Source organism: Cellvibrio sp. QJXJ (assembly GCF_024452345.1).
Lineage (GTDB): Bacteria > Pseudomonadota > Gammaproteobacteria > Pseudomonadales > Cellvibrionaceae > Cellvibrio.
In genome coordinates this window covers 4,151,261-4,175,724 of sequence record NZ_CP101662.1, presented here as the reverse complement: position 1 = coordinate 4,175,724, position 24,464 = coordinate 4,151,261, and the positions used below count along the sequence as shown (strand labels likewise).

The window sequence follows — 24,464 nt, the reverse complement described above, 5'->3', positions numbered from 1 at the left end:
ATTATTCTCCTCCCTTAACTGCGGCGACATCGGCAGCTTGCACCAACTCACCGGTATTATTACCCCACGCATTGCGCTCGTAAGTAATAACCGCCGCCAATTCGCTATTGGTTAATTGCTTACCATAAGCTTGCATGGCGGTACCGGCTTTACCGTTCACGACAATTTGAATATGTGCAGGAATATCGGTTGTTGCCATCACACTACCTTTGAGTGCGGGAATGACACCGGGCAAACCTTCACCGGAAATTTGATGACAAGCGGCACAATGGGTTTCATAGGTTTTTTGCCCTTGTGCCATTAGCTCATCCATTGTCATATTTCCGCGCGCTGCCTCTGCAGCCTTTTCTTGTGCCTGACGCTCCAACTCCTGCGCCACCCACAGATCAAAATCCTCCGGGCTGCGCACATCAACAACAACGGGCATAAACGCGTGGTCTTTTCCGCACAACTCTGCACACTGCCCGCGATAAATACCTGGCTTATCCACCTTGGTCCATGTCTCGTTGATAAACCCGGGGTTGGCATCTTTTTTCACGGCAAATGCAGGCACCCACCAGGAGTGAATTACGTCATCCGCAGTAACCAGAAAACGAATTTTTTTGCCGGTTGGCAACACCAAGGGCTTATCCACATCGCGCAGATAAAGATCGGTTTTTTCGGCTTGATTATTAATAGCGTCGCGCGGAGTCGCGAGCAGGGAATAAAACTCTATAGGGTAATCGAGATATTTGTAGTGCCATTTCCATTGTGAGCCGGTGATCAATACGGTGATATCGGCTTCGGAGGTATCCTCCATAGCGATTAACGTTTTGCTCGCCGGGATCGCCATAGCCACCAAAATTACTACCGGTATGGCGGTCCAAATAATTTCGATTTTTAAGCTGCCGTGGAATTGCGCGGGAGTGACTCCCTTGGCTTTGCGATGATGCAAAATGGACCAAAACATCAACCCAAACACTATGGCTGCGATGGCACAACAAATATAAAAAATGATCATGTGCAAATCGTAAACCTGACCACTGATGTCGGTAACACCGCGTGTCATGTTGTATTTTGCATCCTCTGCCAACAGAGGGTTAATGCAAGCCAATAAAAAAATGGGCAAGGCATAGCGAGCAGAGTGCATGTAAAAATAGCGCAGACTGGATAAACAATATTTCACTGCACAACTCCTTTATCCCATGGGTTATCGTTTTTATTACAGGCGACTAAGAAATAATGTTTGAGCAATAGCGTCCAGCTTATAAATGCCGGAAATACTGGTTTCGCAGACGGGCCACGAACAATAGCTATTACTTTTTCAGGCGTTGAGTTTCGACTCAACAGAGGAATCAGGTGTTCTTATCCCAAAACAGGCGCGACCTGACAACAGAAAAGCCAACTGGCAAAAACGGGGGCAGAGACTGACGGAAGCGACTGCTAACCGAAGGCTCTAACGACACAGCCAGAACACAGGACGTACCAGAACTAACAACCGGACACCTTAATTCCACGACCACGCGGGCAAACCTAACTCTAAGCTGAAAAAATGCTGAGAACAAAACACTACCCGACGGATTAACTATAAACCCATCGACTTAAAACGCAAGGGTAAAGATAAAAACAAAAAATGCATTTAAAAAATGTATTTATATAACAAAAAAGCCAGTTCAAAACTGAACTGGCTTTTGGTGCAACAGACGACTAAGAAAGCGAATGCTACTAGCAACCCTCACTAAAAGAGAACACTAGAAACGAATGGTTCCGCCGATCATTAAACTATTCTCGACTTCACCATCCACATAGCTGAGCTCCAGGCTAGCCTTGTCGGTGAAGAAATTACGCGCACGCACAAAGTAATCCGTCTCTGCGCCACTCACCGCAGTGTAAGAGGTATTAACAAATCCGGTGCCGATACTCAGGTTGCGATCTATGTAATAATCTGCAGCCATAGTGATAGTATCGTCAGTAAAACCCAGTTTGGATTTTTCGTAACTGGCCTCTACATTTAATGCCTGCTCACCCGAAAGCGGCAATACATACTTACCGTTAATATTCCACTCTTCCGACACATCAACATCTTCAACAAATTCAGACCACACCAATAAACCGGTGACAGGCGCGACACCCGCTTTTATAAACCAATTTGATTCCCAATCAGATGATTGACCTACAACAGCGGGCACTTTGGATTTAAATTCTTGTACTCCGGCACCAAGGAAAAAAAGTGAATTAGGGATGTAAAAATCAACACCAATTAAACGCCCATAAAAATCAGCTTTTTGCCCTGCAAACTTAACTTCTTCAGTAGCAAGCTGAGCATACACATTGCTTGATTTTTCGATAAATGCTGCTTCGGCAAGCGGATGATTAGAAGTATCTACCGGGGCAAAATAATATTTTCCTTCGATCCCAATAACACGACCGTCTGCATCTGAATCCTCATAATCAACATCGTCATATGCAGCAGACAATTCACTTTGATAGGTTGCAGCAAGTGCAAAGGGGGCGCTTAAAAAACCAGCAGCAGCGATAATAGCGGGAAGCAATTTAATTTTCATAATCTATCCTCGAAGAATTACAACGGCATCTGCATTGATGCACGGTTTCATACTAGCGATAGAAAATTGAATCAAAACTGAATGGAACAACTTTTTACAGAGCGGGATAAATTCATATATTTTTTATAACGGACAAAAAATATACATCTACGCCAAGCAATTACAGGAAAATAATACTTCATCTTCCAAGCGCAAAGCCGTTAACTCCCCGCCCCACACACAGCCGGTATCCAAGGCGTAAATATTTTTGGTATTTGCTTGCCCTTCAAGCGCAGCCCAATGTCCAAAAATAATTTTATGGTTGCGCATTTTACGCCCGGAGAGAGAAAACCAGGGGGCAAAACCGGTTGGCGCTGCATCGGCACTTTCTTTAGTTTCCAACTCAAGCTCACCTTGTGCAGAGCAAAAGCGCATACGGGTAAAATAGTTGGTAATGACACGTAACCGTTCGGCGCCTTGCAGCTCATCACTCCAGCGCGCCGGGGAGTTACCATACATATTTTCCAAAAGCAGTTCAGGCGAATTACTCTGTAACACAGTTTCCACTTCGCGCGCGCGCGCCAGCGCATCGTCCAATGACCATTGCGGTGGTATACCTGCGTGAACCATGGTGAAATTTAATTGTGCATCGTGATGCACTAACTTTTGTTGGCGCAACCAATAAATTAAATCGGCGCGATCAGGTGCGAGTAACAGCGGTTCGAGCGTATCGTTTTTACCTGCTTTCCGCAGGCCGTAGTAGACCGCAATAAAATGTAAATCGTGATTACCCAATACCAACGTAATGGAGTCGCGCAATTTGTATAACAAACGCAATGTCGCCAGTGAGTCTGGCCCGCGATTAATTACATCACCAGCAAGCCACAATTTATCTTTAGCGGGATTAAAATTAATCTTTTTTAACAGACATTGCAGCGGTTCAAGGCAACCTTGAATATCGCCAATTGCATAGGTAGCCATAAATTTATTTATCAGTGAATCGCATGGGGAGGCACAAGGGCAAAAGCGGGAATGTCAGCATCGAACAGCGAGCCGTCTTCAGCGCGCATTTGATAACACCCCTGCATAATACCCGTTTCGGTTTCAAGAATAACACCACTGGTGTAAGTATAGCTGTCACCGGGTTTAATATGCGGCTGCTCCCCCACCACACCTATGCCTTGCACTTCTTGCCGCTTGTCATTTGCATCGGTAATTAGCCAATGGCGACTAATTAACTGCGCAGGTACATCACCTTGATTGGCGATGGTGATGGTATAAGCGTAGACGTAACGATGCGCCAAGGGCTCCGACTGGGCATTAATATAAGTTGTTTTTACTGATACCTGGATCGCACACATTTTATTTATCACCGCTGCTGATGACCGCAGAATTTAACGAAAGCTCGCCCAATAAATTGCTCATCGCCACATATTCGGGCAAGCTGATTTCCTCTGGACGCAGGCCAAGATCAACCGGTAGCGACTCCATTTGCTCAGCGCTTAATAATTGTTTAAGCGAATTGCGCAAGGTTTTACGGCGCTGCTGGAATGCAACGTTCACTAATGTCTCCAAACTTTTTATATTGTTTGCAACATAGGGTAATTGCGTATAAGGAGTAAGGCGCACGATCGCCGAATCCACTTTTGGCGCTGGGTCAAACGAGGTAGGCGGCACATCAAATAAATCTTCTACCGCACAATAATATTGCACCATAATTCCCAAACGGCCATAGGCGCCATCGCCCGGTTGTGCAGCCATCCGTTTTACGACTTCTTTTTGCAGCATAAAGTGCATGTCTTGCACTTTATTGGCGTAAGTCAGCAGGTGAAAAATTAATGGCGTGGAAATGTTATAGGGCAAGTTGCCCACAATGCGCAGAGGCTGTTCGTTTTTAATTAACTGATTAAAATCAAACTGCAGCGCATCGGCCTGAAACAATTGAAAGTTGGGATGATGTTCAAACTTTACTTTTAACCAGGGAACCAAATCGCGATCCAGTTCAATCACACTGAGATTGTCGCAGCTATCAGCAAGCAATTGGGTAATCGCGCCTTTACCTGGACCGATTTCGACAATTTGATCTGTTTTTTGCGGGTGCACTGAACGAACTATGTCGCGAATAATACCGTGATCAATCAAAAAGTTTTGACCAAAACGTTTGCGCGCTTTGTGTTGGGATTCCTGAATAACATTTTTGCTCATGAAATTTGTTCCAATAAATTAGCGCGTGTTTTTGCTTGTACCATTGCCATGGCGTAAGCCAGCGCGGTGCGCAAGCTGCCTAAATCAGCTTTGCCGGTGCCGGCCAGATCCAACGCGGTGCCGTGATCGACTGAGGTGCGAATGATCGGCAGGCCGAGCGTGACATTCACCGCCTGACCAAAACCTTTATATTTTAATACGGGCAACCCTTGATCGTGATACATGGCCAGCACCGCGTCGGCCTTGTCCAAATATTTGGGCGTAAATAAAGTGTCGGCGGGCAGCGGACCAATCAGATTCATGCCGCGCGAGCGCAGTTGCTCCAGCACCGGTTCAATCACCTCAATTTCTTCGCGCCCCAAATGACCGCCCTCCCCCGCATGGGGGTTTAAACCGCAAACCAAAATGCGCGGCTGCGCTATGCCAAATTGCAACTGTAAATCGCGCTGCAGAATTTCCGTCACCTGTGTGAGTTCATCACGGGTAATTGCAGCAGCAACATCTTTGAGCGGCAAATGGGTTGTTGCCAGTGCCACACGCAACCCCTCAGTTGCCAACATCATGACGACTTTCGCGGTATGGGTTTTATCGGCGAGATATTCAGTGTGACCACTGAATGGAATACCCGCATCATTGATCACACTTTTTTGCACCGGGCCGGTTACCAGCGCGGCAAAATTCCCCGCGAGACAGCCGTTAATCGCCGCATCCAGTGTTTGTAAAATATAGGGCGCATTACGCACATTCAGCTTACCGGCCTCAGCAGGCTCCGCCAAAGCAACAGGCAATACCGCCAGCTCCCCGGCAACACTTGGACGTGGGACATCCTGCAGATCGATAATACGCAACCGCAGCGGCATACCTAATTGAGCCGCACGCGCTTGCAGCAGCTGGGGATCGGCAATAACTACAATTTCATAATCCTGCGGTTCCTGCGCGAGAGCGATTACCAAATCCGGGCCTATGCCCGCCGGTTCACCGGGAGTAAGTGCGATACGAAAACAGCTGGTCATAAATATCAGTGCCTGAAGAAGTCGAGTGAAAAATAATGCGCAACAAAAAATGATTGCTCAAAAAGCACAGCGGCCAAAAACAAAATTGCAGTGTGCAATCCCATTTTTAGCCGCGCTTATTGCCGATGCACCGCTCAGGCGGCGCACTCGCTTAGAGCTTGATTTCGACGTAAGCCTCTTCGCGAATTTGGGTCAACCAAAGCTGGAACTCTTCATCAAAACGACGCGCACGCAAAACGTTTGCAGCCTGGTTGCGCTTCATCTTATCGCTCATATCTTCTTTGCGGCGCTCCAATACTTGCAGTATGTGCCAACCAAATTGACTCTTGAAGGGGCGGCTGATGCCGTTGATTGGCGTATTTTTCATAGCCTCTTCAAACTCTGCTACAAACATCCCGGGCATGGACCATCCGAGATCCCCACCACTTAACATCGAACCTGTGTCTTCTGAGTTTTCCCGTGCAAGCACAGCAAAGTCTTCGCCTTTTTCAATGCGCGCTTTCAAGTCCAACAATTTCTGGCGCGCCTGGGCGTCATCCATAATTTCAGAGGTTTTAACCAGAATGTGGCGCGCATGGGTCTGTTCAACCAACTGCTCGCCACCACCACGCTGCTCAATATTTTTCAGGATATGAAAACCTGCACCACTGCGGAATGGTTTGGACACCTGTCCTTCAGCCAAACCAAGCATTTGATTGCCAAACAACTCCGGCAACTGCGCGAGTTTGCGCCAACCGATATCACCACCTTGCAAGGCGGCCTGATCATTGGAGAAACTGATTGCCATTTGTGCAAAGTCACTGCCATTCAGCAGTTTCTGATAGATATCGTTAGCTTGCTTTTCCGCTTCCGCAATCGCTTCGGCATCGGCGCTGCTCGATACCGCAATTAAAATGTGGCCTATATGATAGTCGGGTGAGGTGGCATATTTCCCATCACTGGAGGCCAGGAAGTTATTGATATCCTGCTCGGTGATTTTAATGCGGCTATTAACAACACCCTGCTGCAAATTATTGATGGTCAACTCATTGCGCATCTGCTTGCGCAAACCATCCAGATTCAAACCCTGACGCTGTAAATCGGCCTCAAGTTGCGCCAATGTGATCTGGTTTTTTTGCAGCACACGGCCAATCGCCTGATCGATTTCAGATTCTTCAATGGTGATCTCATAGCGCTCGGCCATGCCTAGCTCAATGCGCTCAATAATCAACTGCTCCAGAATTTGTTTATTGAGCACATCTTCCGGCGGTAGCTGTTGATACTGGCCACGCAGCCGCTCCATGATTGACACTTTGCGGGCATTCAGTTCACTTTCCAGCACAACATCTTTATCGACAATTGCTACCACACGATCCAGTGATACAGCACCGTTTTGTGCCATGCCGAGCTGGCTGCCAATCAATAAGAGGCCACCCAGTACTACTTTCCAGCCCAGAGGGTTTTGACGCTTACTCATAATTCAATCACTGTTTTATTGTAAAGATGCTTCACGCTCGCCGTAGCCGTACATGGCATTGTCGAGCAGGTTACTAATACGCTGACTCAAGGTGCCAAAACCACGCAACTGCACTTCAAAGAAGATGCCGCGGTCATAGTCATTGCTCTTGAGGTTTTCCATAAAGTTTTCGCTGAAATCAAAATCCACCCACTGGCGCGCCAGAATGCGAACCCGATAACAACAATCGGTATATTCGAGCCCGGCAAAGGTGTCGAGTTCCGCATTGTACGTAAAATCGTAGTTGGTACGGGCAATAACCGCCCATTGGTTGCTGACCGGCCAGAGAGTGGTGACATCCAATTGATTGCGGGTTTTACCAATAGATGAGCTGGTATCGAGTGGACTCAGGGATACTGGATCGCGATTGTAACGATAGCCAAGGTTAAAAATCCGATAGCGATCATCCATGTAATGCAAACTGCTGCTGAGCGCACTGAGTTTTTCACTTTGATGATCGTAGAGCACATCATTGGTCAAACGAAAATGATCGCCAAGCTGCGCGCTTAGCTCACCCGCAATAGCAGAGCTGGTGCGGGTATTCGCATAGTCATCCGGTTTATCGAGTATTCCCACACGGCGATCATCAAAATAGGTGATTTGACCAACACTCATGCGCAGCCGCTCTACCCCGGTAGTAGATTCTACAAAACGACTGGTCACCCCCAGCGTAAGGTGATTTGCATCATCAATACGATCACCACCGGAGAAGCGAGTGTCGCGAAACAGCTGGTTGTAGGTAAACACTATATCCGAGGTATCGAAGTTCACGTAACTCGTATCAGAGGTCAAACGATAAAGCGAAGACTGGTCTTCGTAGTCGCGGTAGAGATAGTAGGCGCGAGGTTCAAGCGTTTGGGTAAAGTCTTCTGCAAAGAGATTGGTGTCGCGCTCAAAAAACAACCCCATATCGAGGGAGCCTTGAGGGGCGGCAAATTGCTGCTCAGTCTCGGCATCAGCGCGCATGTTGCCGGCGTCCAAGTGATAGGCCAGCGTTTTCACTCCTGCGCCAGGCTTGATATAACCGGCAGTGTATTTTTTATCCCAATGAAGACTGTAGTTGGTACGCAGACGCTCACCGACAATCAAATCCCCCAGCTTCGACGCATTGGCAGGATCATCACTGAAATAACGGTTCATTGAGAAGTTAACATACTCGTTTTCCAACCCAACAACCCAGTCGTCAAAGCGGTAGTTACCATCCGCCGACAAACGCGGCAGCTCGCGATAGGGCAACTGACGATCAGTCAGGAGCCGGAATTCCTCGATTTTGCCGTCCAAGCGCCAATTATCGGTACGATAACCTGCGGCAGCACTCTGGCGAATGTAGGCCTGGCGATTGAGATCGACTGATCCCCGATCGACATCGCGCAGGTAATCTGTGTCACTCACTTCAGTGTAATCAACGAGCGTTGACCAGCGCTGATTGCGCCCACCGGTCTGAACCAGGCTGTATTGCCAGCGATCCTTTCCTTTGTAAGGGTAGGCTTGCGCCTCACTGATTTCACCCGCCTCAATTTGATCCTGTAAGCGCTCGCTGAATCCACCACGATCATTGCCCAGGGAGCTGCCGCTCAATTCAGTATCAAAATACACCGACTTGTGGCGGAATTCGCTCAACAACATGTAGCCGTGATCTGCCAGGTAACGAGGCGTAAATGTGGCGTCGTAGTTGGGGGCAATATTCCAATAAAAAGGGGCAGAGAACTCATCAATCCCATCACTGGTATCAAAGCCGACAGACGGAAACAGAAACCCGGTAAGACGATCTGGACCAATCGGGAAGCGAAAATACGGGGCGTAGGCAATCGGGATATCTTTGACTTTCAAACGCATATGGCGGGCAGTGCCATAATGCTTATCGTTGTGCAGGGTGATATTGGACCCTTCAATCAACCAGGTATTGTCGCCCGGCTCACAACTGGTGAAGGTTCCCTGATCCAGGCTGATAATTTTATCGCCAAACTTCTCCAAGCTTTCAGCTCGCCCACGCACTCGCGTTTCATACATTACAAAACGCGCATTATCGAGACGGGCATTGCCGCTTTGCGTATCGACATAAGCGCTATCCGCACGCAACAGCAAACCCGGTTCGCGCACCTGAATGTTGCCATCCAGCTCGGCCTCCCGGCTCACCTTGTCAAAGGTAAATGTATCGGCATAAAAAGAGCGACGCCCTTGAGTCAGGCGAACATTGTCGCGCATGATAAATTTGGTCTGCTTTTCGGATTCAGAATAATCTGCCGTACCAAAAATACTGGCCTTCTCAGGATCAAGCTCTGACTCTGCATCATCGCGTGCGGGAGCTATATAAGCACCACAGCAGGCAGCAGGGACCAGTGCTCGCTGCTCCGCCGTCAACTCTTCCAGCGGCACCCAATCCAATTCGCGCAACTGCTGATTGGGGTCTGGCTTTACAGCTGCTGCATCAACAACTGCCACCTCATCCTGTGCATAGGCTAAAGGCGCCAAGGACAGGAGAGCACCAGCACACTGCGCCGCCACAAGGAGTGCCAAGCGGGAGCGGGAGAAGGGACTGTGCAATTTCTGTGTGGGGTAATTCTGGGTTGGAGCCATTAACCGCGGTCTCATATACGTGACACTGCTTTCTGTCACCTAAAAAATTGCAGCGATTCTACTGTAAAGCCGCTGTACAGGGAATGAATTGGGGGAAATCACCCGAGTGGGGTAGAATTCAGTCAATTCCAAGCCCCCCCCTAGGGAGAGGCTCGCTCACATTTATCCAATGCGGATACTACATGTCATCACACAATATAAAGACTGACTCGCCACAGACAGCCAATTTGCAACAAGATTCCCGCACCCGTGCGCTGGCAGAGTGGGTAGCTGAACAAATTGCAGACAACAATACCTCCGTCGAACTGCGCAGCCTCGGTAGCGATGCAGGATTTCGTCGCTACTTTCGTTTCAATCAAGGCCCAACCCTTCTTGCCGTGGATGCCCCGCCCACCACGGAAGACAGCAATCAGTTTATCGCCATAGCAATGTTTATTGCCCAGCAAGCCGTACGCAGCCCGCGCATTATTGCTACCGATACAAACCAAGGTTTTTTGCTGGTGGAAGATTTTGGCGATCAACTGCTCTTCAAGATTGTTGACTCCCAAAATGCAGATGGACTCTACCAACTGGCAATGCAAAACCTGCTCAAATTGCAACAAAGCACTGATGATCCCTTACTGATTCCACGCTATGACCGGGCCCTGTTGCGGCGCGAACTGGAGATTTTCAGCGAGTGGTTTGTCGGCCAACTGCTGGATTACTCACTGACACCCGAAGAGCTCGCACTGCTGGATAACACGTTTAACCAACTGGAAGCTATCGCCCTTAACCAACCGCAGAGCTTTGTGCACCGCGATTACCACTCGCGCAACCTGATCCTCTGTGCGAATGGCGAATTGGGGGTAATAGATTTCCAAGGCGCACTCTGGGGTGGCATTACCTACGATCTGGTGTCGCTCTTGCGCGATTGTTATCTGCGCTGGCCAACACACAAAGTAACAACCTGGGCACTGGATTATCGCCAACAAGCGATTGCCCGTGGACTCATCAATCAACACATTAGCGAAGCGGAATTTATGCGCTGGTTTGACTGGCTAGGCCTGCAGCGTCACATCAAGGTACTGGGTATATTTGCGCGACTGAATCTGCGCGACGGCAAAGCTGGCTATCTACAGGATCTACCACTAGTCATTCGCTACACCTTGGAGGTAGCTGAAGCCTACACTGAACTCCGCCCTTTTGCCGATTGGTTTAAAACCACACTTTTGCCCATTGCAACCACTCAAGACTGGTATCGCGACTACCAAACTGCAGGAGACCGCACATGAAAGCCATGATTCTTGCGGCAGGCCTTGGCAATCGTATGCGCCCACTCACCGACCACACCCCCAAACCGCTCCTGCGGGCAGGCGGAAAACCGCTGATCGAATATCACCTACTCAACCTGCAACGCGCAGGTATTCGCGAGGTCATCATCAACCTCGCCTATCTGGGCGACAAAATCCGCCATCACCTGGGGGATGGCAGTGGATTTGGCTTGAACATTCACTACTCAGTCGAACCCGAACCACTGGAAACCGGCGGCGCCATAGTGCACGCCAGTCAGCTATTAGGTAGGGAACCTTTTCTACTGGTCAACGGTGATGTGTGGTGTGATATTGAATTGAGCGATTTTGTCGGGCGCGCCCTCGCGCATAACGACAATAAAGGCCACCTGCTATTAGTGCCTAACCCGGATTTTCATCCGCATGGTGACTTTGCGCTCGCCGATAAGGGCAAGCTGCTTGATGACCCGGAAAAAAACGCGCCGCATCGCTTTACGTTTGGTGGTATAAGCCTGCTTCACCCTTCGCTCATCGATGACTACCCGCTCAAGCGGCAGAAATTCCCTCTGGTTGAAGTATTTCGTCACGCGATAAACGCAGGGCAATTGACTGGCGAAGTGTACAATGGTCACTGGAGCGACGTAGGAACCCCCGAGCGGCTCAACACCCTTGATGACTACTTGCACCACCAACGCACCACAATAGGCGCAGGAGTTTGAACAAAAAACCATATGTTTGGTTGACAAACCGACCGAACACGGCATAATGTCGCGTCCTTGAATTTAGACCCTTTTTCGATAGTTTTATCCAGAATTTATATATAGGAGCACTAAGGTGGCAAACTCACCCCAAGCCAAAAAACGCGCGCGTCAAAATGAAAAAGCTCGCAAGCACAACGCAAGCATGCGCTCTATGGGGCGTACTTACCTCAAGAAAGTGCTGAGCGCTATCCAAACTGGTGATAAAGAAGCAGCTACCGCCGCTTATGTATCAGCAGTTGCCGTGATCGACCGTATCGCCGATAAAGGTCTGATCCACAAAAACAAAGCTGCTCGTCATAAGAGCCGCTTGAATGCAAAAATCAAAGCATTGGCTGCCGCCTAATTATTTGTTTTGACTCAATGCATAAAAAAACCGGCTAAGGCCGGTTTTTTTATGCCCGTCGTTTGTTCAAACGCTTCTCGTATTGCACACAAAGCACCCGACTGACTCTATACACTGCAATAAAAACAGATTATCTTCGGCAGCAACTTTTCACCGGAACAAGAGTCCGGCGCCACACGAACGGACTTATGGGGCAATAACTGATTACAGCCGGTCATCCCAAAAAAAGATGCACCACTGACAACAGCTTTGCCACCAAAGTGCACATACTAATAATGGAGATAACCTATGCTGCCACGCGAACATTATCTGAAACAAACCTTTCAGGATGCAGTGAATTTCCCCGAAGGATTTGAAAAGGGCGGATTATCTGACATTCAAGCGCGCCTGGTGCGCAAACACGGCGCACTTATCAATGCGATAACCCAGGAAGAGGTGTCCGACCCCACCACCGACGATCTGCATATCCTCAAAGTTGTTGCCAATCAAAGCGTCCCCAAAAGCCCCATTGAACAAGCCTGGATCAAATACCTTTCAATTGTTAAAGCCCGTCAAGCTGCAGCACCAGCAAAAGTCAGCAAACCCAAAGCCCCCAAAACCAAAGCAGCAGAACCTGCCGCCGCAGAAACAGCAGCAAAAACCGTAAAGAAAACTAAAAAAACCGAAGCAAGTTGACAGCGCCGGTGTGTTACTAAAGAATTCACCTACCGAAGGGGAGTAGTTCCCGCTGTGGATGTCGTCATCACGAGCCAGTAGCTCCGGCGCCACAGGCAGTTGCATAGCAACTGTGAACGAGACCTTTGTCGTAATGACAAAGGTTTCGCGTGCCCGGTCGTTACGTATTTAACCTTACGCGCAAACACCGGAGAATCAGAACATGTATTGCCCAAACCCAAGTTGCAGTGAATCCCCTGATCGCCCCCACCTGCTTATTGCTGATCGCAACGGCATTGAGATTGATTATTGCCCGAAGTGTCGCGGCGTTTGGTTAGATCGCGGCGAGCTGGACAAACTGATTGAACGCGCGCAGGCCGATGCAGCACCCGCACCACAAGCGGCACCGCAACGTGAGCAGTATCGGGAACCGGAACGCGACTACCGCCCCCAAGAGCGGCGCGACGATCACCAGCATATTGACCATCGCCCACACTATGGCGCCCACCATAAAAGTTCTGGGTATGACAGCTACGGCAAGCCGCGGAAAAAATCCATTTTGAGTGAGATTTTTGATTTTTAAACCAATGAACAATCCAAAATTACCATTAATAAAAAAAGGCGTGTGAGAAACACGCCTTTTTTGTTTTTTACAACCAGATTAATTTTGCACTAAACCATCGGCACGACGACATTCAATAAATAAACCTGACCCACCTGAATATTCCGCACGCAATTATCGGCCAACAACTCACCATTGCAGCTCAGCAGAATTTTGTCGGTTGCACCGCGTGCAATCGCCACATGGAAAGTCGCACCGCGAAATTGACGCACCGCTTTGACCTGACGCCAAGCGGACGGCAACTGCGGCGCAACACGTAAGCCTTCATCGCAGCCTTGTAAACCGAATACACCTTCTACCAAACAGCGATATACCCAGGACACAGTGCCGGTATTAAATAATTGTGATGATCGCCCTGCCGTGCGTGGATACTGATGATAAGCGCCACGATAATAATTCGGGATATACACCGGCAACTGACCGCGCTGGAGATAATCCGCCTCGCTTGGGCCGGGAATCATTTGGCGCAGCAATTTATAAGCGCGATCCCGCTCCCCGATGCCAAACAAACTGAAAATATAAAACACCGCCGCATGATTATAAACAGAACCATTTTCGGCTGAGCCGGGGTGTTTTTGGGTCACACGCCCGACATCATCGCGCATGGCGGTATAAGCGGGAGCAAGCATGGCAACACCGTAAGGTGTCTCCAATTGTTGCTCTACCGCGGCGATCATTTTTTCACGCTGTTCCGCGTTTGCCGCCCCCCCTAAAATCGCCCAGCTTTGTGGATTCAAAAAGATGCGCCCCTCCTGATCCTTGCTAACACCAAACACCACATCATCATCGGTAATACCGCGTCCAAACCAATTGCCATCCCACAAGTATTTATTCACGGCCACATTAATTTCCTGTGCACCCGCACGAAACTCCTGCTGCAAATTTTCCTCCGCAAGTTTTGCGCAAACATCTGCCCACAAATTCAATGCGTAAGCGGTGGCAACCGAAAGCCAGCCGGAAACACCTTTACCTTTGTAACCCACCATATTCATGGGGTCGCACCAATCACCCTGGGCGATAAAACTTAAACCGCGCTGATCACGCGCCTGTAATAACCAGCGCATTGCATTGCTAATCCGCTCAAATACCGACAAGGTTTTGCCGTCATGACCTGTGACCATTTCCTGCAAAAGCGCATAGTCATTAGTTTCATCAAGGTAGGTTTTTAAACATACCGGCAGCCATACGCAGTGATCTGTATGGGGAATTTGGTTGATATATTTCAACTCAGCCTCCGCACTCAACAAAATGCCATCGGGCATTGCGCCCGACACTTCTTGCTGACTCAGCGCATGCAAAAATGCCGCGCGCGCAACCTGCGGTTTAATAAAGGTCATGCCCATATTATCTTGCAAGTAATTACGCGTTTGCGGATCGGTCGTTAACCGATTGACATCGCCGTGATAAAAAACCTGCCGCGGCAGCCAGTGGTTTACAAAATTATCCAATTCGGCATCGGGAGTTTCGATCTGCAAGCAACCACTACCTTTTTGGATATAGTCAGCGTAATTCGCCTGTGCCTGCGCAAAACCGTCGGCACTTAAATATTTTTCGCGCAACTGCTGTATTTCCGCATCATCAAATGCGGGGCCAAACATAAACCGGTATTGCTGTTGGGCTGATTCAGCCAATTCCAAACGATATTGCAGTACCGCCGCTGGCGTTTCATAGCGCGCATCGCCGCCACGCAATAAATCTTCCTGCAGCGCAGAGGGATTGTGCAAGCCGCCCTCGCCTTCAAAAGTTTCTTGTTTAGCCTCCCAGGCGACGGGGGCTCGATCGTGCAAGAAAAACGTTTTGTCTTTGAAAAATTTATTTTTAAAATGATCCGCGACTTTTTGATAAGGCGTTACGCAGGTGGCGACAATACCGCCCAAGTCTGCACGATACTCGGCTGACTGATTCATCCACGACATATAACCCACCGGGAAATAGGGATAAACACTAATGCGGCGTGCACGCTTAGAGCGATTAGTGATTTTTACATCCCAGAGTTCAACTACATCTGCCACAGGCAGTGACAAACCGAGTTCAACTTCAACACCCAACGCTTGCACAGTCCAGCGCAAATCACTTTTACCCACTGAAAATACAAAATTTTCGTAAGGTGCGCGCACCGGTTCATAAGGCGCAGAAAAAATCTCACCGGTCTCTTCATCTTTGATATAAAAAAAACGGCCGGGGTGATGGGCGTAATAGGGTTGCTCTGGCTGCATAAATGTTTTTGCTTCCAGATTTGGTGCGTAGGCATATTTCGCGGGCTCTGGCTGCATAAATTGGGCAACCGCATAACCGCGACAGGTAACCTGAATCATCATGCGCTGATTCCACAAAAAACCGGCAGCGCGTGGCAGCGAGGTGGGGGAATACAATTCATAGCGCTGCCCCTGCTGGGCGGGCTGCAATAATGGTTTGGACATAACACACTCCGGCAAAATAACGGACAAAAAAGCGGGCAAAAAAAATGCCGCAATCCGGTACTAAACCAGTGCGGCACAAGGGAGAATAATCAGGGAGTCGGCACTTCGCGGTTTTTCAAATCGGACTGAATTTGCGCGAGCATGGCGTTGGTTAAAGGATAAAAACTAATAACCGCTACCGCGATCAATGCAATTACACCGGGGATAACTGTTTGCAATAATGCAATACCGGTTTGCGAAGCGTCAGACTGCGCTTCTTTAGCAACATAGCCTATGCCCGCCAACACCCACAACATTACCGCCGAGCCCAATGCACCACCCAATTTTTGTGCAAAAGTGGCAGCAGAAAATGTCATGCCTGTTGCGCGGCGCCCGGTTTTCCATTCGGTGTAATCTGCAGAATCCGCGTACATTGACCAAGCTAGCGGCGACTTGGGGCCAAGCGCCAAACTGATCAAAATATTCAGCACAAAAATAACCGACACATACTCTGCCGGAACAAAATACATAGCGATCGAAAGCACGCCCACAATCGCCATCAGTAGCATTAATAATTTGGTTTTATCAACGTATTTAGTGAGCAGCGGGGTGATGGCAGCGCCCACACCAAGCGCCAAACCTTGTACAAATAAATAATCAGAAATTAATTCCGGGCGCAGCAAATAATATTTGAGATAGTAGTAACTCGATCCGCCGCGCAGGGTGATAGTCATCATAATCACAATGGCTAACCCGATTAAAATCAACCAGGGGCGATTATCGAGCAGATCTTTAATGTCACCCCAAGGTGAGGTTTTTTGTTGCGGCGGTGGCGCAATGCGCTCGCGGGTGGAAAAAAAAGTAATTGCAAATGCGGTACCCGCAATCAGGCCATAGAGCGCCATGGTGAGCTGCCACCCTAAAGATTCATCGCCCGCCCCCAAATAATCCACCAGCGGTAAGGTAAATTTATTCACCAATGTTGTGCCCGCAAACGCGGCGATAAAACGAAAACTGATCAGGGTATTGCGCTCTTGTGGATGCGCTGTCATCACTCCTGAAAGCGATGAGTAGGGTGTGCTCAAAATGGTGTAACACAACATCATCAACGAGTAAGTGATGTAGGCATAAATAATTTTCCCACTATCACTTAATTCCGGCGTACTAAAAGTGATGACCGCAGCGCCCGCCATGGGTGCACCGGCAAAAATTAAATAGGGGCGAAATTTTCCCCAACGGGTTTTGGTGCGATCCGCCACCGCGCCCATAATCGGATCGGTAATCGCATCGATAATTTTGGTCACTAAAAACATGGTGCCAGCCGCCGCGGCGGGAATGCCAAATACATCGGTGTAGAACACGGCTAAAAACGAGGCGATACTGGCCCAATACAAATTAAAACCCAAATCGCCCAGCGCAAAGCCCATTTTTTCGCGCAGCGAAAGCCGCGCCAAGCGATCATTTGTTGAAGTAGTCATAGACTGTCCCGGTTTTGATTATTGTTGAAAATTAGGCTTGGCGATTAGTAGAGTCGCGCTGTTTGATGGCGTAACCCATATCGATTTGTTTGTGCTCCGACGGCTGCTTGTTGAGTGATTGAATAATCAATTCGGCAGCCTTAATACCCATTTCGTAACGGCCCACCGCCACACTGGTGAGCGAGGGGTTAACGTAAGCCGCGGCTTCAATATCGTTAAAGCCACAAATCGCCAATTGTTTGGGCACCGCAATATTCATGCGCTGGGCCTCAAATAATGCCCCCAGTGCCAAATCATCGTTCGCGCAAAACACGGCATCAATACGGCCTTCGTTGGCTGCCATCAAACTCTTGAACAAGGCGCCACCCAAGGCGATGGAGGAGGGTTCGGGCGAGGTAGCGATCAGGCTGGCCTCAAATAGATCCTGCTGGCTAAGCGCCTGGGTGTAACCGCGAATACGCTGCTGCACCCGTGAATCCATACGCGCACCAATAAAACCAATGCGCTTGCAGCCTTTGGCCAGCAAATGTGCGACCACATCAGTACCCGCCAAGAAGTGGGAAAAACCGATATTCATATCTATGGGGTTAGGTAACAGCTCCATGATTTGCACCAGCGGGATACGCGATTTACGCAGCAACTGGTCGCAGGCGGGCGTTTGGTCGCCACCGGTAATGATGAGCCCTTCGGGAGATTGGCTGAGCAGAGTGCGCACCATTTTTTCTTCTTCGAGGGGCGAGTAATGGGTGTCGACCAACAAGACCTTATAACCCGCCGCCCCCATCACCTTATAAATACCGCGCAATACATCAGTAAAGACCACGTTGCTGAGCGAGGGAATGGCGACGCCAATCACGCCCGAGCGCGAAGAGGCAAGCGAGCTGGCATGCTGATTGGGGATATAACCCAGCTCATCGATAGCCTTCTGCACCTTGAGCCGGGCGGACTCAGACACTTTATCCGGCTGATTGATAACCCGTGACACAGTGATGGGGCTGACCGCTGCAGCAAGCGCCACATCGACCAGAGTAATTTTGCCGTCAGAACCGCCTTTTCTCGATTTTTTCATGGTTTTTAGTGCTTTTTGGCAGGATGTAGTGGTTGGTTATTGATTATTTTTTTATACCCTACCACGATCAAAATGATTGCGCTATCATTCGATGGCTAATTAGGCGCCAAGCCGCTAGTATCCCAGCCTTATCAACACCCATCCCAGGAAGATCGCGATGCAATCTCACCGCCAAGCGCAACCCAGCAACCCTGACGCCCAGACCTGCCTGATTATTGTGATGGGTGTTTCTGGCAGTGGTAAATCCACCCTCGCCCAAGCGCTGGCAGCTCACTATGGCTACGCGTATTTGGACGGTGACGACTTTCACAGCCAGGAGGCGCGCGACCGCATGGCCCAGGGCTTACCGCTGGACGATGCGATGCGCCTACCCTGGGTAATGCGCATGCGCGATTACTTTAGCGCCGCCGCCAACGAAGGCAAACATGCCACCCTCGCCTTCTCCGGCTTAAAACGCGCGCATCGCAAGGAATTACGCAACGCGGGCCGCAAAACCCTGTTTTTGTTTCTGCACAGCGATATCAGTACCATCCAGCAGCGGGTTGATAATCGCGCCGGGCACTTTATGGCACCGAGCCTGGTCAGCAGCCAATTCGATAGCCTGGAGCGCCCGGTTGATGAAACAGATGTGGTGGATATTGATGTGCGTGCGCCGTTCAATGAAGTACTGCAGCAGGCCATTGCGATTATTGATCAGCAGCTGCTCGGTGCAACGCAAATCCAGCACGCCTGAAATCGCAAATGACTGCTTGCATTCGCGAGCACGCGGTAGAGAATAGGAACTTCAGCACCTTGTCTTAATCAAAGTTCTTGATTGATACAACAATCCCGTTCACTTAGATGGAGCAACCTATGCCAGCCGTAAAAATACCTTCAATCAGCGCCCTGCTTGTTATTGCCCTGTTGCTCTCTGCTTGCGCGGGCAAAACCCAGTATCGCACTGCATGCGCCAGCGAGGTGGATGCGGCCTGGAGTGAACTGTCGATCGCCAAAGCAGAAGGTTTTAGTGGCACGGTCAGCTACGGCAAAGCCTTAGGGTTAATTACCAGTGCACGCACCATGCAAACCGTGGAAAATTTTGACAACTGCTATCGCCACGCCAAAGACGCACGTTTTTATATTCGCGAATCGCGCAAGGGCCAATAAAGCCCTTGCCCGAAACATCGGCGCGCATTAACTATTCTGTAGGCAAATTTAATGCGCGACGAATTTTTTCCCAACTTACATATTTAAAGTTTTGCGGTGCTTCCGGCATCACCTTGTGGCCGTCTTGCACTACCAACATACCCTCTGGAAATGCAGCGCCAAAATCAATACTGCTCACTTCCAAGCCATCGGTTTCAGAAACACCATCAATATTTTTAGTGGCATCCAGTGCGATGCGCACAATGCCGCGCAACGCGTAAGGTGCGGCTGCATCCAAAATCACAAAACTGTTATTGCCCTGACTGGAGATCACCAAATAGGATTGGCTTTTGCCCTGATAAACACCGACACCTTCAATATCCGCGACCAGAATTTCACCGGCACCAAGCACTTTCTCCAAACGAGTTCCGCTGTCGGGTTCAGCACCAATAGTCCAGAGCGCAACGTCCTCCTCACCTACAAATAAACGTTGGTTTTTATCGTCGGCGACACAGCCCTCAGGTTGGCTCTCTACAGAAAAACGGCGCTTGACTTGCCCCTGCCACTGCACAACATTTTTATCTGCAGCACTCACTGCGGCGCTCAAATGAATTTGCTGAAACTCACCACTTTTATCGTTGGGAATCGCATAGAGTGCACCTTCAGCTTGCGCTGCACTGGCAGGCGCTTGATACATACAAAAACCATAGATTTCTTTCATGTCGGTCGCAACACTGCCAGAAAAGGCTAATTTACCGCTGCGAGGATCAATAGTGTAAATGGACAAACTATTATCATCACGGTTAGTTGCCACCGCCAGATCAACTACTTTTTTGCCTAGGCGCACACCGTAACGCACATCGACGTTATTGAGTTTGCCCGTATTAAAATGCTGCACCTCACGGCCCTGCAAGTCGTAAACAAATAAACCCTGTTGTTTATTGGTGCCGAGTATCAAACTTTTTTGCGGACGCTTTTTATTGACCCAAATCGCAGGGTCATCTGCCGCATCGCCAAAACGCAGCATCGACTCGGTTTGCACATCAGCAGTAACGGTCACAATCGGATGTGCGGGTGATTGTTGAGCTGTCGGATTCCACGGCAATTGCAGCAAATGATTACCGGTTTTTTCATCGTTTACGATTAACGCCAGGCTTTTTTGCTCAGCCACATACGCAGCCTTCACCACTTCCGGCTCATCGGTTTGCGGTAAGTCGATTAGTTGCTGCTGCGTAAATTTACCCTGTTGCACGGAATAAACCGCGAGCTGTTTTTCCTCAGCAATCGCTGCGACTAAACCTTGTGGCATAACCGTCAGCGATTCCACACTGCCCGGCAATTTTCCAAACGGCTGCTGCATATCCACCGCAATACGACCGGGCGATGACTCCTCACTCGCGCCCTGCGCCCAAATACCCACGCCTTCTTCGGCGATAAATAATAAATCCTGTGCATCATCTACGGCGCAGGCTTTGCTATTCGGCGCAATCGGTACACGGCGCAACAGTTTTGCATCCGGCTTCCCATTGGCATCAATAACTAACCAATGCTCGGCAGTGCCGCGCTCATCCAATAAATACAGCGACAAATTATCGCCCACCGCGCGACTCAAACAAATATTTTCAATTTTAAACGCGGGGGTCGGCACGCGCAGCAATTCACTCAGCTCACCTGTCACAGGGTTTAATGCAACCAAACCCGGCTGTTGTTCCGGTAAAAATACGGTAGCGGCGATAAGACCAGGTATGGATTTGCCTTGCGCTTGCACAGTCACCGGGTAGCGCCAATCCAATAACTCAGCGGCTTGATCTAACTGCGCTAATGATTCACCACTTGCCGCACGCCAATGAATTTGGTTGTTATCACCCAGAGTTAAATACGTAGCTTGCTGATTTTTTTGCAGCGGGAGCGGCGCAACCAGGTCTGCATTCAACTTGGCAGTAAGCAATTTATTGCCTGGTGAAATCGCCATCACAGAGAATGAACAAACCCCAAGAACAACCGCCAGGATTTGCGGAAAATATTTTTTATTCATAGCTTTACTCTCAAATTAAAAGTGACAGCTGTGATTATTATAAAAAATCGATTAATCACAACCATCACACAAATTACAGCAGCAAACTTAATTCATTATTAAAATTGCATAAAGGTAATGCCCAACTTATAAGTTGCACCGTAGCGCTCATACTGGGCATTGTAATTATGCTTGTTCACGTAGGTGTAATAGACCTCATCGGTTAAATTCAGCGCTTCAAAATGCAGCTTAATGGTTTCAGTCAAGTAATAACGCAGGGAGAAATCCAGCTGGACTTGATCATCCACATAGGCATCGTAATTTGCTTCCATGGGATCAAGCACTTCCAACAAATAATTGGATTTGTAATTGGCCGATAAACGCATGCTGATCAAATCAGATTCATAACCCACCATCAGGTTAGCCGAGGTATCCGACTGACTGGGCATGGGGATATCGCGTGCAATAAATTCACCGTCGTCATAACCACCAATTTCTGCAGTGGAGTCCACAAAGGTAGCGTTACCGCCAATCAATAAACCATCCCAAGGCGCCGGCAATTGCGTGAATTGTTTGGATGCCGCCAATTCAATGCCCATTAATTCTGCTGAATCACCATTGACATAAGTGAAAGCCTTATCAAATTCTTCATAACCGGCGGTGCCGCCCAAATCCGTTTGATAGGCAAAATTTTCTATATCTTTATAAAACACAAATGCAGAGAGCACGCTCGCCATGCCCGGGTAATGTTCAATGCCCAAATCAATATTGCTGGACTCAAGCGATTTTAATGCCGGGTTACCAAATTCTGCTTCAACATCACCGTCGTCCTCTTCGATTAACTGACCGGGTGATAACTGTGCAAAACCGGGGCGCACCACGGAATTAGTCCAGGCCGCACGCACTTGGGTTTTATCATCGATACTGTAGCGAATATGCAGCGCCGGTAAGAAGTAATCATCAGAGTTACTAAAGTTTTGCGTGGTTATTGCCTCATCTTCGCTGTTATACGAAAAGCCTTCTGCAGTGAAGTCTGTATTTTCATAACGCACACCGGTGAGTATGCGCCAGTTATCAATATCAATTCGCCCCATTAAATAGGCTGCAGAGGTATCTTCGGTAATCTCGTAATCACCAATACTGGATTCAGCGGTATCCTCTTCCAGCTCACCTATAGCTGCCTTTATCGCACGGGCATTGATTTGATTACCAAACTGACCCAGTTTGTAATCCACGGCCTCGCCGGAAAATGCGCTCAGGGAGGTATCACCCACAAAATCTTCCGACGTCCAGACAGCCAAATCGTTATCCTTGCTGCGCGCCTGATGTTTTGCCCCAAATTTTAGTTGCGCAGCATTGCTACCCAATTCCAATTCGCGGGTGAAATCCATATTTACCGCCGTACTTTCGTCGTTGGTATTAGTGCTGCCTAACTCGACTTCATCCAATTTATAACTGGCACTTTGATAAAATTCGGAGGGCGCGGTCAAACTGATTTTTTTGCTATTGTTAAAGGAGAGATCAAATGTCTCATCGGCAATCACGTCATCGTCAATTTTAAATACGGCGCCCGCGATATTCTGCGGCTCGTCTTCGCTGGATTTGCTGTAAGCAACGCGATAATCCACCGTCCAATTATCCAGACGGGTCTGACCACCCAATGACGTAGAAAGAATTTTTTGCGTTTCAGTGCGATCTTTTAATTCACGTTGGACTTCTGCAGCGCGTGTTTGACCGGCAACAACCTCCTCTTCAAATTCAATAACGTTCGCTAAACGAATTTCCGCATCCGTGTATTCGCTATACAAATTACGCCAAAACAAATCGGTATTTTCGCTAGGTTTGTAATCAAGATTCAAAGTCAAACCAGAGCGCTCACGGGTAATACGATAATCGCGCTGCTCCATTTCCTCCAGGCGCGCCGCATCCTCATCAAAATTCCATGCACCGCCGGTTTCGACGTTATCTGAACCGAATTCGCGCTTAAAAGAACTCACACCAAACGCAACACCTACATTATTGTCGTCATTACCGATACTGAATTGGTTACTCGCTGTGGCAGCAACTTTTGGGCTGTATTCCTCGGTGTTTTCATCAAAGCTACCTTCGGCGGTTAATTGATAGAAAAAACCATCGCGATCAAATGCCGACAAACTCTGTACATCAATAGTGCCGCCGAGAGAGTTGGCATCCATATCCGGCGTCAAACTTTTTGTCACCGTCAGGTTTTCTAATAAGTCAGAAGGAATTACATCCAACGCCACCGCGCGACGATCGGCATCCGGCCCCGGCACACCAACGCCATTAATTGTCACCGCGTTGTAATCCGGGCTCATACCGCGTACACGTACGTAACGGCCCTCACCTTGATCACGCTCAATCGACAAACCCGGTAAACGTTGCAGCGACTCGGATACATTGGTATCCGGAAATTGGCCAATCGCATCTGCCGACACCGAGGTAATAATATTGTCGGCGCTACGCTGTTTATTCAGCGCCTTATTAATGCCCGCCGCCTGACCAATAACAATGACGTTTTCAACCAAACCGGACACACCCTGCAACTGAAAACTGGCGCGCGTGGTTTTTAAATCTTCAACCACAATGGTGCGCGAAATATTATCCGCACCGATATAACTCGTCTCCAAGGTGTATTGACCGGGCTTTACATCCAAAAATACAAAACGGCCATCGCGCTGGCTTACCGCTTCGCGTTTTAATTCTTTAATGCGTACCTTGGCGCCCTGCAGGGCAATGCCTTTGTCAGTCGCTTTAATTTCACCTTCAATGCGCCCGTCGGCTGCAGCCTGAGCAGCAACACCGGCAACAACTAATGCCAGACAGGTTTTAGCAAATAGATTAGGTAATACGTTTTTCACAATGAGTCCCCAAGCGAGTGATTGATTTCAACAGCGCCAA

20 protein-coding genes are annotated in these 24,464 nt (G+C 48.9%); 7 read left to right on the top strand and 13 right to left on the bottom strand.

Going from position 1 to position 24,464, the window contains the following annotated elements; all coding sequences use genetic code 11:
* Position 1: 1 nt before the first annotated feature.
* The 8 genes from coxB to NNX04_RS17995 form a co-directional block, all read right to left on the bottom strand.
* A complete protein-coding gene (gene coxB, locus NNX04_RS18030) occupies positions 2-1,165 on the bottom strand; it encodes a cytochrome c oxidase subunit II (RefSeq protein ID WP_261946696.1) in 1,164 nt (387 codons plus the stop codon).
* A gap of 565 nt (positions 1,166-1,730) precedes the next feature.
* Positions 1,731-2,543 (bottom strand): putative porin, encoded by an 813-nt coding sequence (locus NNX04_RS18025; protein WP_261946695.1) that lies wholly within the window; start codon positions 2,541-2,543, stop codon positions 1,731-1,733.
* A 147-nt stretch (positions 2,544-2,690) separates the two neighbouring features.
* Entirely contained in the window at positions 2,691-3,503 is an 813-nt protein-coding gene (locus NNX04_RS18020; protein WP_007644915.1) for a symmetrical bis(5'-nucleosyl)-tetraphosphatase, read from the bottom strand.
* An 11-nt stretch (positions 3,504-3,514) separates the two neighbouring features.
* Complete coding sequence (gene apaG / locus NNX04_RS18015; RefSeq protein WP_410004064.1) at positions 3,515-3,883, bottom strand: Co2+/Mg2+ efflux protein ApaG; 369 nt, start codon at positions 3,881-3,883, stop codon at positions 3,515-3,517.
* 1 nt (position 3,884) lies between these two features.
* Positions 3,885-4,727, bottom strand: coding sequence for a 16S rRNA (adenine(1518)-N(6)/adenine(1519)-N(6))-dimethyltransferase RsmA (gene rsmA, locus NNX04_RS18010; protein ID WP_261946693.1), 843 nt, complete (start codon positions 4,725-4,727; stop codon positions 3,885-3,887).
* The gene (pdxA, locus tag NNX04_RS18005; RefSeq protein WP_261946692.1) at positions 4,724-5,740 is read right to left on the bottom strand and encodes a 4-hydroxythreonine-4-phosphate dehydrogenase PdxA; all 1,017 of its coding nucleotides are present in this window, start codon (positions 5,738-5,740) and stop codon (positions 4,724-4,726) included. Before pdxA ends, rsmA begins: the two co-directional genes overlap by 4 nt.
* Positions 5,741-5,891: 151 nt before the next feature.
* Positions 5,892-7,196, bottom strand: coding sequence for a peptidylprolyl isomerase (locus tag NNX04_RS18000; RefSeq protein WP_151056187.1), 1,305 nt, complete (start codon positions 7,194-7,196; stop codon positions 5,892-5,894).
* Between the two features lie 15 nt (positions 7,197-7,211).
* Positions 7,212-9,827 carry an LPS-assembly protein LptD gene (locus NNX04_RS17995; protein WP_261946691.1) on the bottom strand — a complete coding sequence of 872 codons (2,616 nt, stop codon included), beginning with the start codon at positions 9,825-9,827 and terminating at the stop codon, positions 7,212-7,214.
* 167 nt (positions 9,828-9,994) lie between these two features.
* On the opposite strand from NNX04_RS17995, the gene NNX04_RS17990 reads away from it, so the two are divergent.
* The 5 genes from NNX04_RS17990 (at position 9,995) to NNX04_RS17970 (ending at position 13,421) form a co-directional block, all read left to right on the top strand.
* Positions 9,995-11,083: an aminoglycoside phosphotransferase family protein gene (locus NNX04_RS17990; protein WP_261946690.1), complete on the top strand. Its 1,089-nt coding sequence runs from the start codon at positions 9,995-9,997 to the stop codon at positions 11,081-11,083.
* Positions 11,080-11,799 (top strand): N-acetylmuramate alpha-1-phosphate uridylyltransferase MurU, encoded by a 720-nt coding sequence (gene murU, locus NNX04_RS17985; RefSeq protein WP_261946689.1) that lies wholly within the window; start codon positions 11,080-11,082, stop codon positions 11,797-11,799. The genes NNX04_RS17990 and murU overlap by 4 nt, the downstream gene beginning before the upstream one ends.
* A gap of 115 nt (positions 11,800-11,914) precedes the next feature.
* On the top strand, positions 11,915-12,184 hold the full coding sequence (gene rpsT / locus NNX04_RS17980; protein ID WP_007644930.1) for a 30S ribosomal protein S20: 270 nt from the start codon (positions 11,915-11,917) through the stop codon (positions 12,182-12,184).
* 288 nt (positions 12,185-12,472) lie between these two features.
* Entirely contained in the window at positions 12,473-12,859 is a 387-nt protein-coding gene (maoP, locus tag NNX04_RS17975; protein WP_007644932.1) for a DUF413 domain-containing protein, read from the top strand.
* 202 nt (positions 12,860-13,061) lie between these two features.
* Positions 13,062-13,421, top strand: coding sequence for a TFIIB-type zinc ribbon-containing protein (locus NNX04_RS17970; protein WP_261946688.1), 360 nt, complete (start codon positions 13,062-13,064; stop codon positions 13,419-13,421).
* An 89-nt stretch (positions 13,422-13,510) separates the two neighbouring features.
* Here NNX04_RS17970 and NNX04_RS17965 read toward each other — a convergent pair whose 3' ends face one another.
* From NNX04_RS17965 to NNX04_RS17955, 3 genes are all read right to left on the bottom strand, one after another.
* Entirely contained in the window at positions 13,511-15,880 is a 2,370-nt protein-coding gene (locus NNX04_RS17965; RefSeq protein WP_261946687.1) for a GH36-type glycosyl hydrolase domain-containing protein, read from the bottom strand.
* 89 nt (positions 15,881-15,969) lie between these two features.
* The gene (locus NNX04_RS17960; RefSeq protein ID WP_007644945.1) at positions 15,970-17,337 is read right to left on the bottom strand and encodes a glycoside-pentoside-hexuronide (GPH):cation symporter; all 1,368 of its coding nucleotides are present in this window, start codon (positions 17,335-17,337) and stop codon (positions 15,970-15,972) included.
* A 31-nt stretch (positions 17,338-17,368) separates the two neighbouring features.
* Positions 17,369-18,406 (bottom strand): LacI family DNA-binding transcriptional regulator, encoded by a 1,038-nt coding sequence (locus tag NNX04_RS17955; RefSeq protein WP_261946686.1) that lies wholly within the window; start codon positions 18,404-18,406, stop codon positions 17,369-17,371.
* A gap of 157 nt (positions 18,407-18,563) precedes the next feature.
* Between NNX04_RS17955 and NNX04_RS17950 the strand changes: the two genes are divergently transcribed.
* Together NNX04_RS17950 and NNX04_RS17945 are read left to right on the top strand one after the other, a co-directional pair.
* Complete coding sequence (locus NNX04_RS17950) at positions 18,564-19,139, top strand: gluconokinase (protein WP_261946685.1); 576 nt, start codon at positions 18,564-18,566, stop codon at positions 19,137-19,139.
* A gap of 119 nt (positions 19,140-19,258) precedes the next feature.
* Positions 19,259-19,552: a hypothetical protein gene (locus NNX04_RS17945; RefSeq protein WP_261946684.1), complete on the top strand. Its 294-nt coding sequence runs from the start codon at positions 19,259-19,261 to the stop codon at positions 19,550-19,552.
* Between the two features lie 31 nt (positions 19,553-19,583).
* Here NNX04_RS17945 and NNX04_RS17940 read toward each other — a convergent pair whose 3' ends face one another.
* Both NNX04_RS17940 and NNX04_RS17935 read right to left on the bottom strand, forming a co-directional pair.
* Entirely contained in the window at positions 19,584-21,566 is a 1,983-nt protein-coding gene (locus NNX04_RS17940; RefSeq protein WP_261946683.1) for a phytase, read from the bottom strand.
* Between the two features lie 98 nt (positions 21,567-21,664).
* Positions 21,665-24,424, bottom strand: coding sequence for a TonB-dependent receptor (locus tag NNX04_RS17935; protein WP_261946682.1), 2,760 nt, complete (start codon positions 24,422-24,424; stop codon positions 21,665-21,667).
* Positions 24,425-24,464 lie beyond the last annotated feature (40 nt).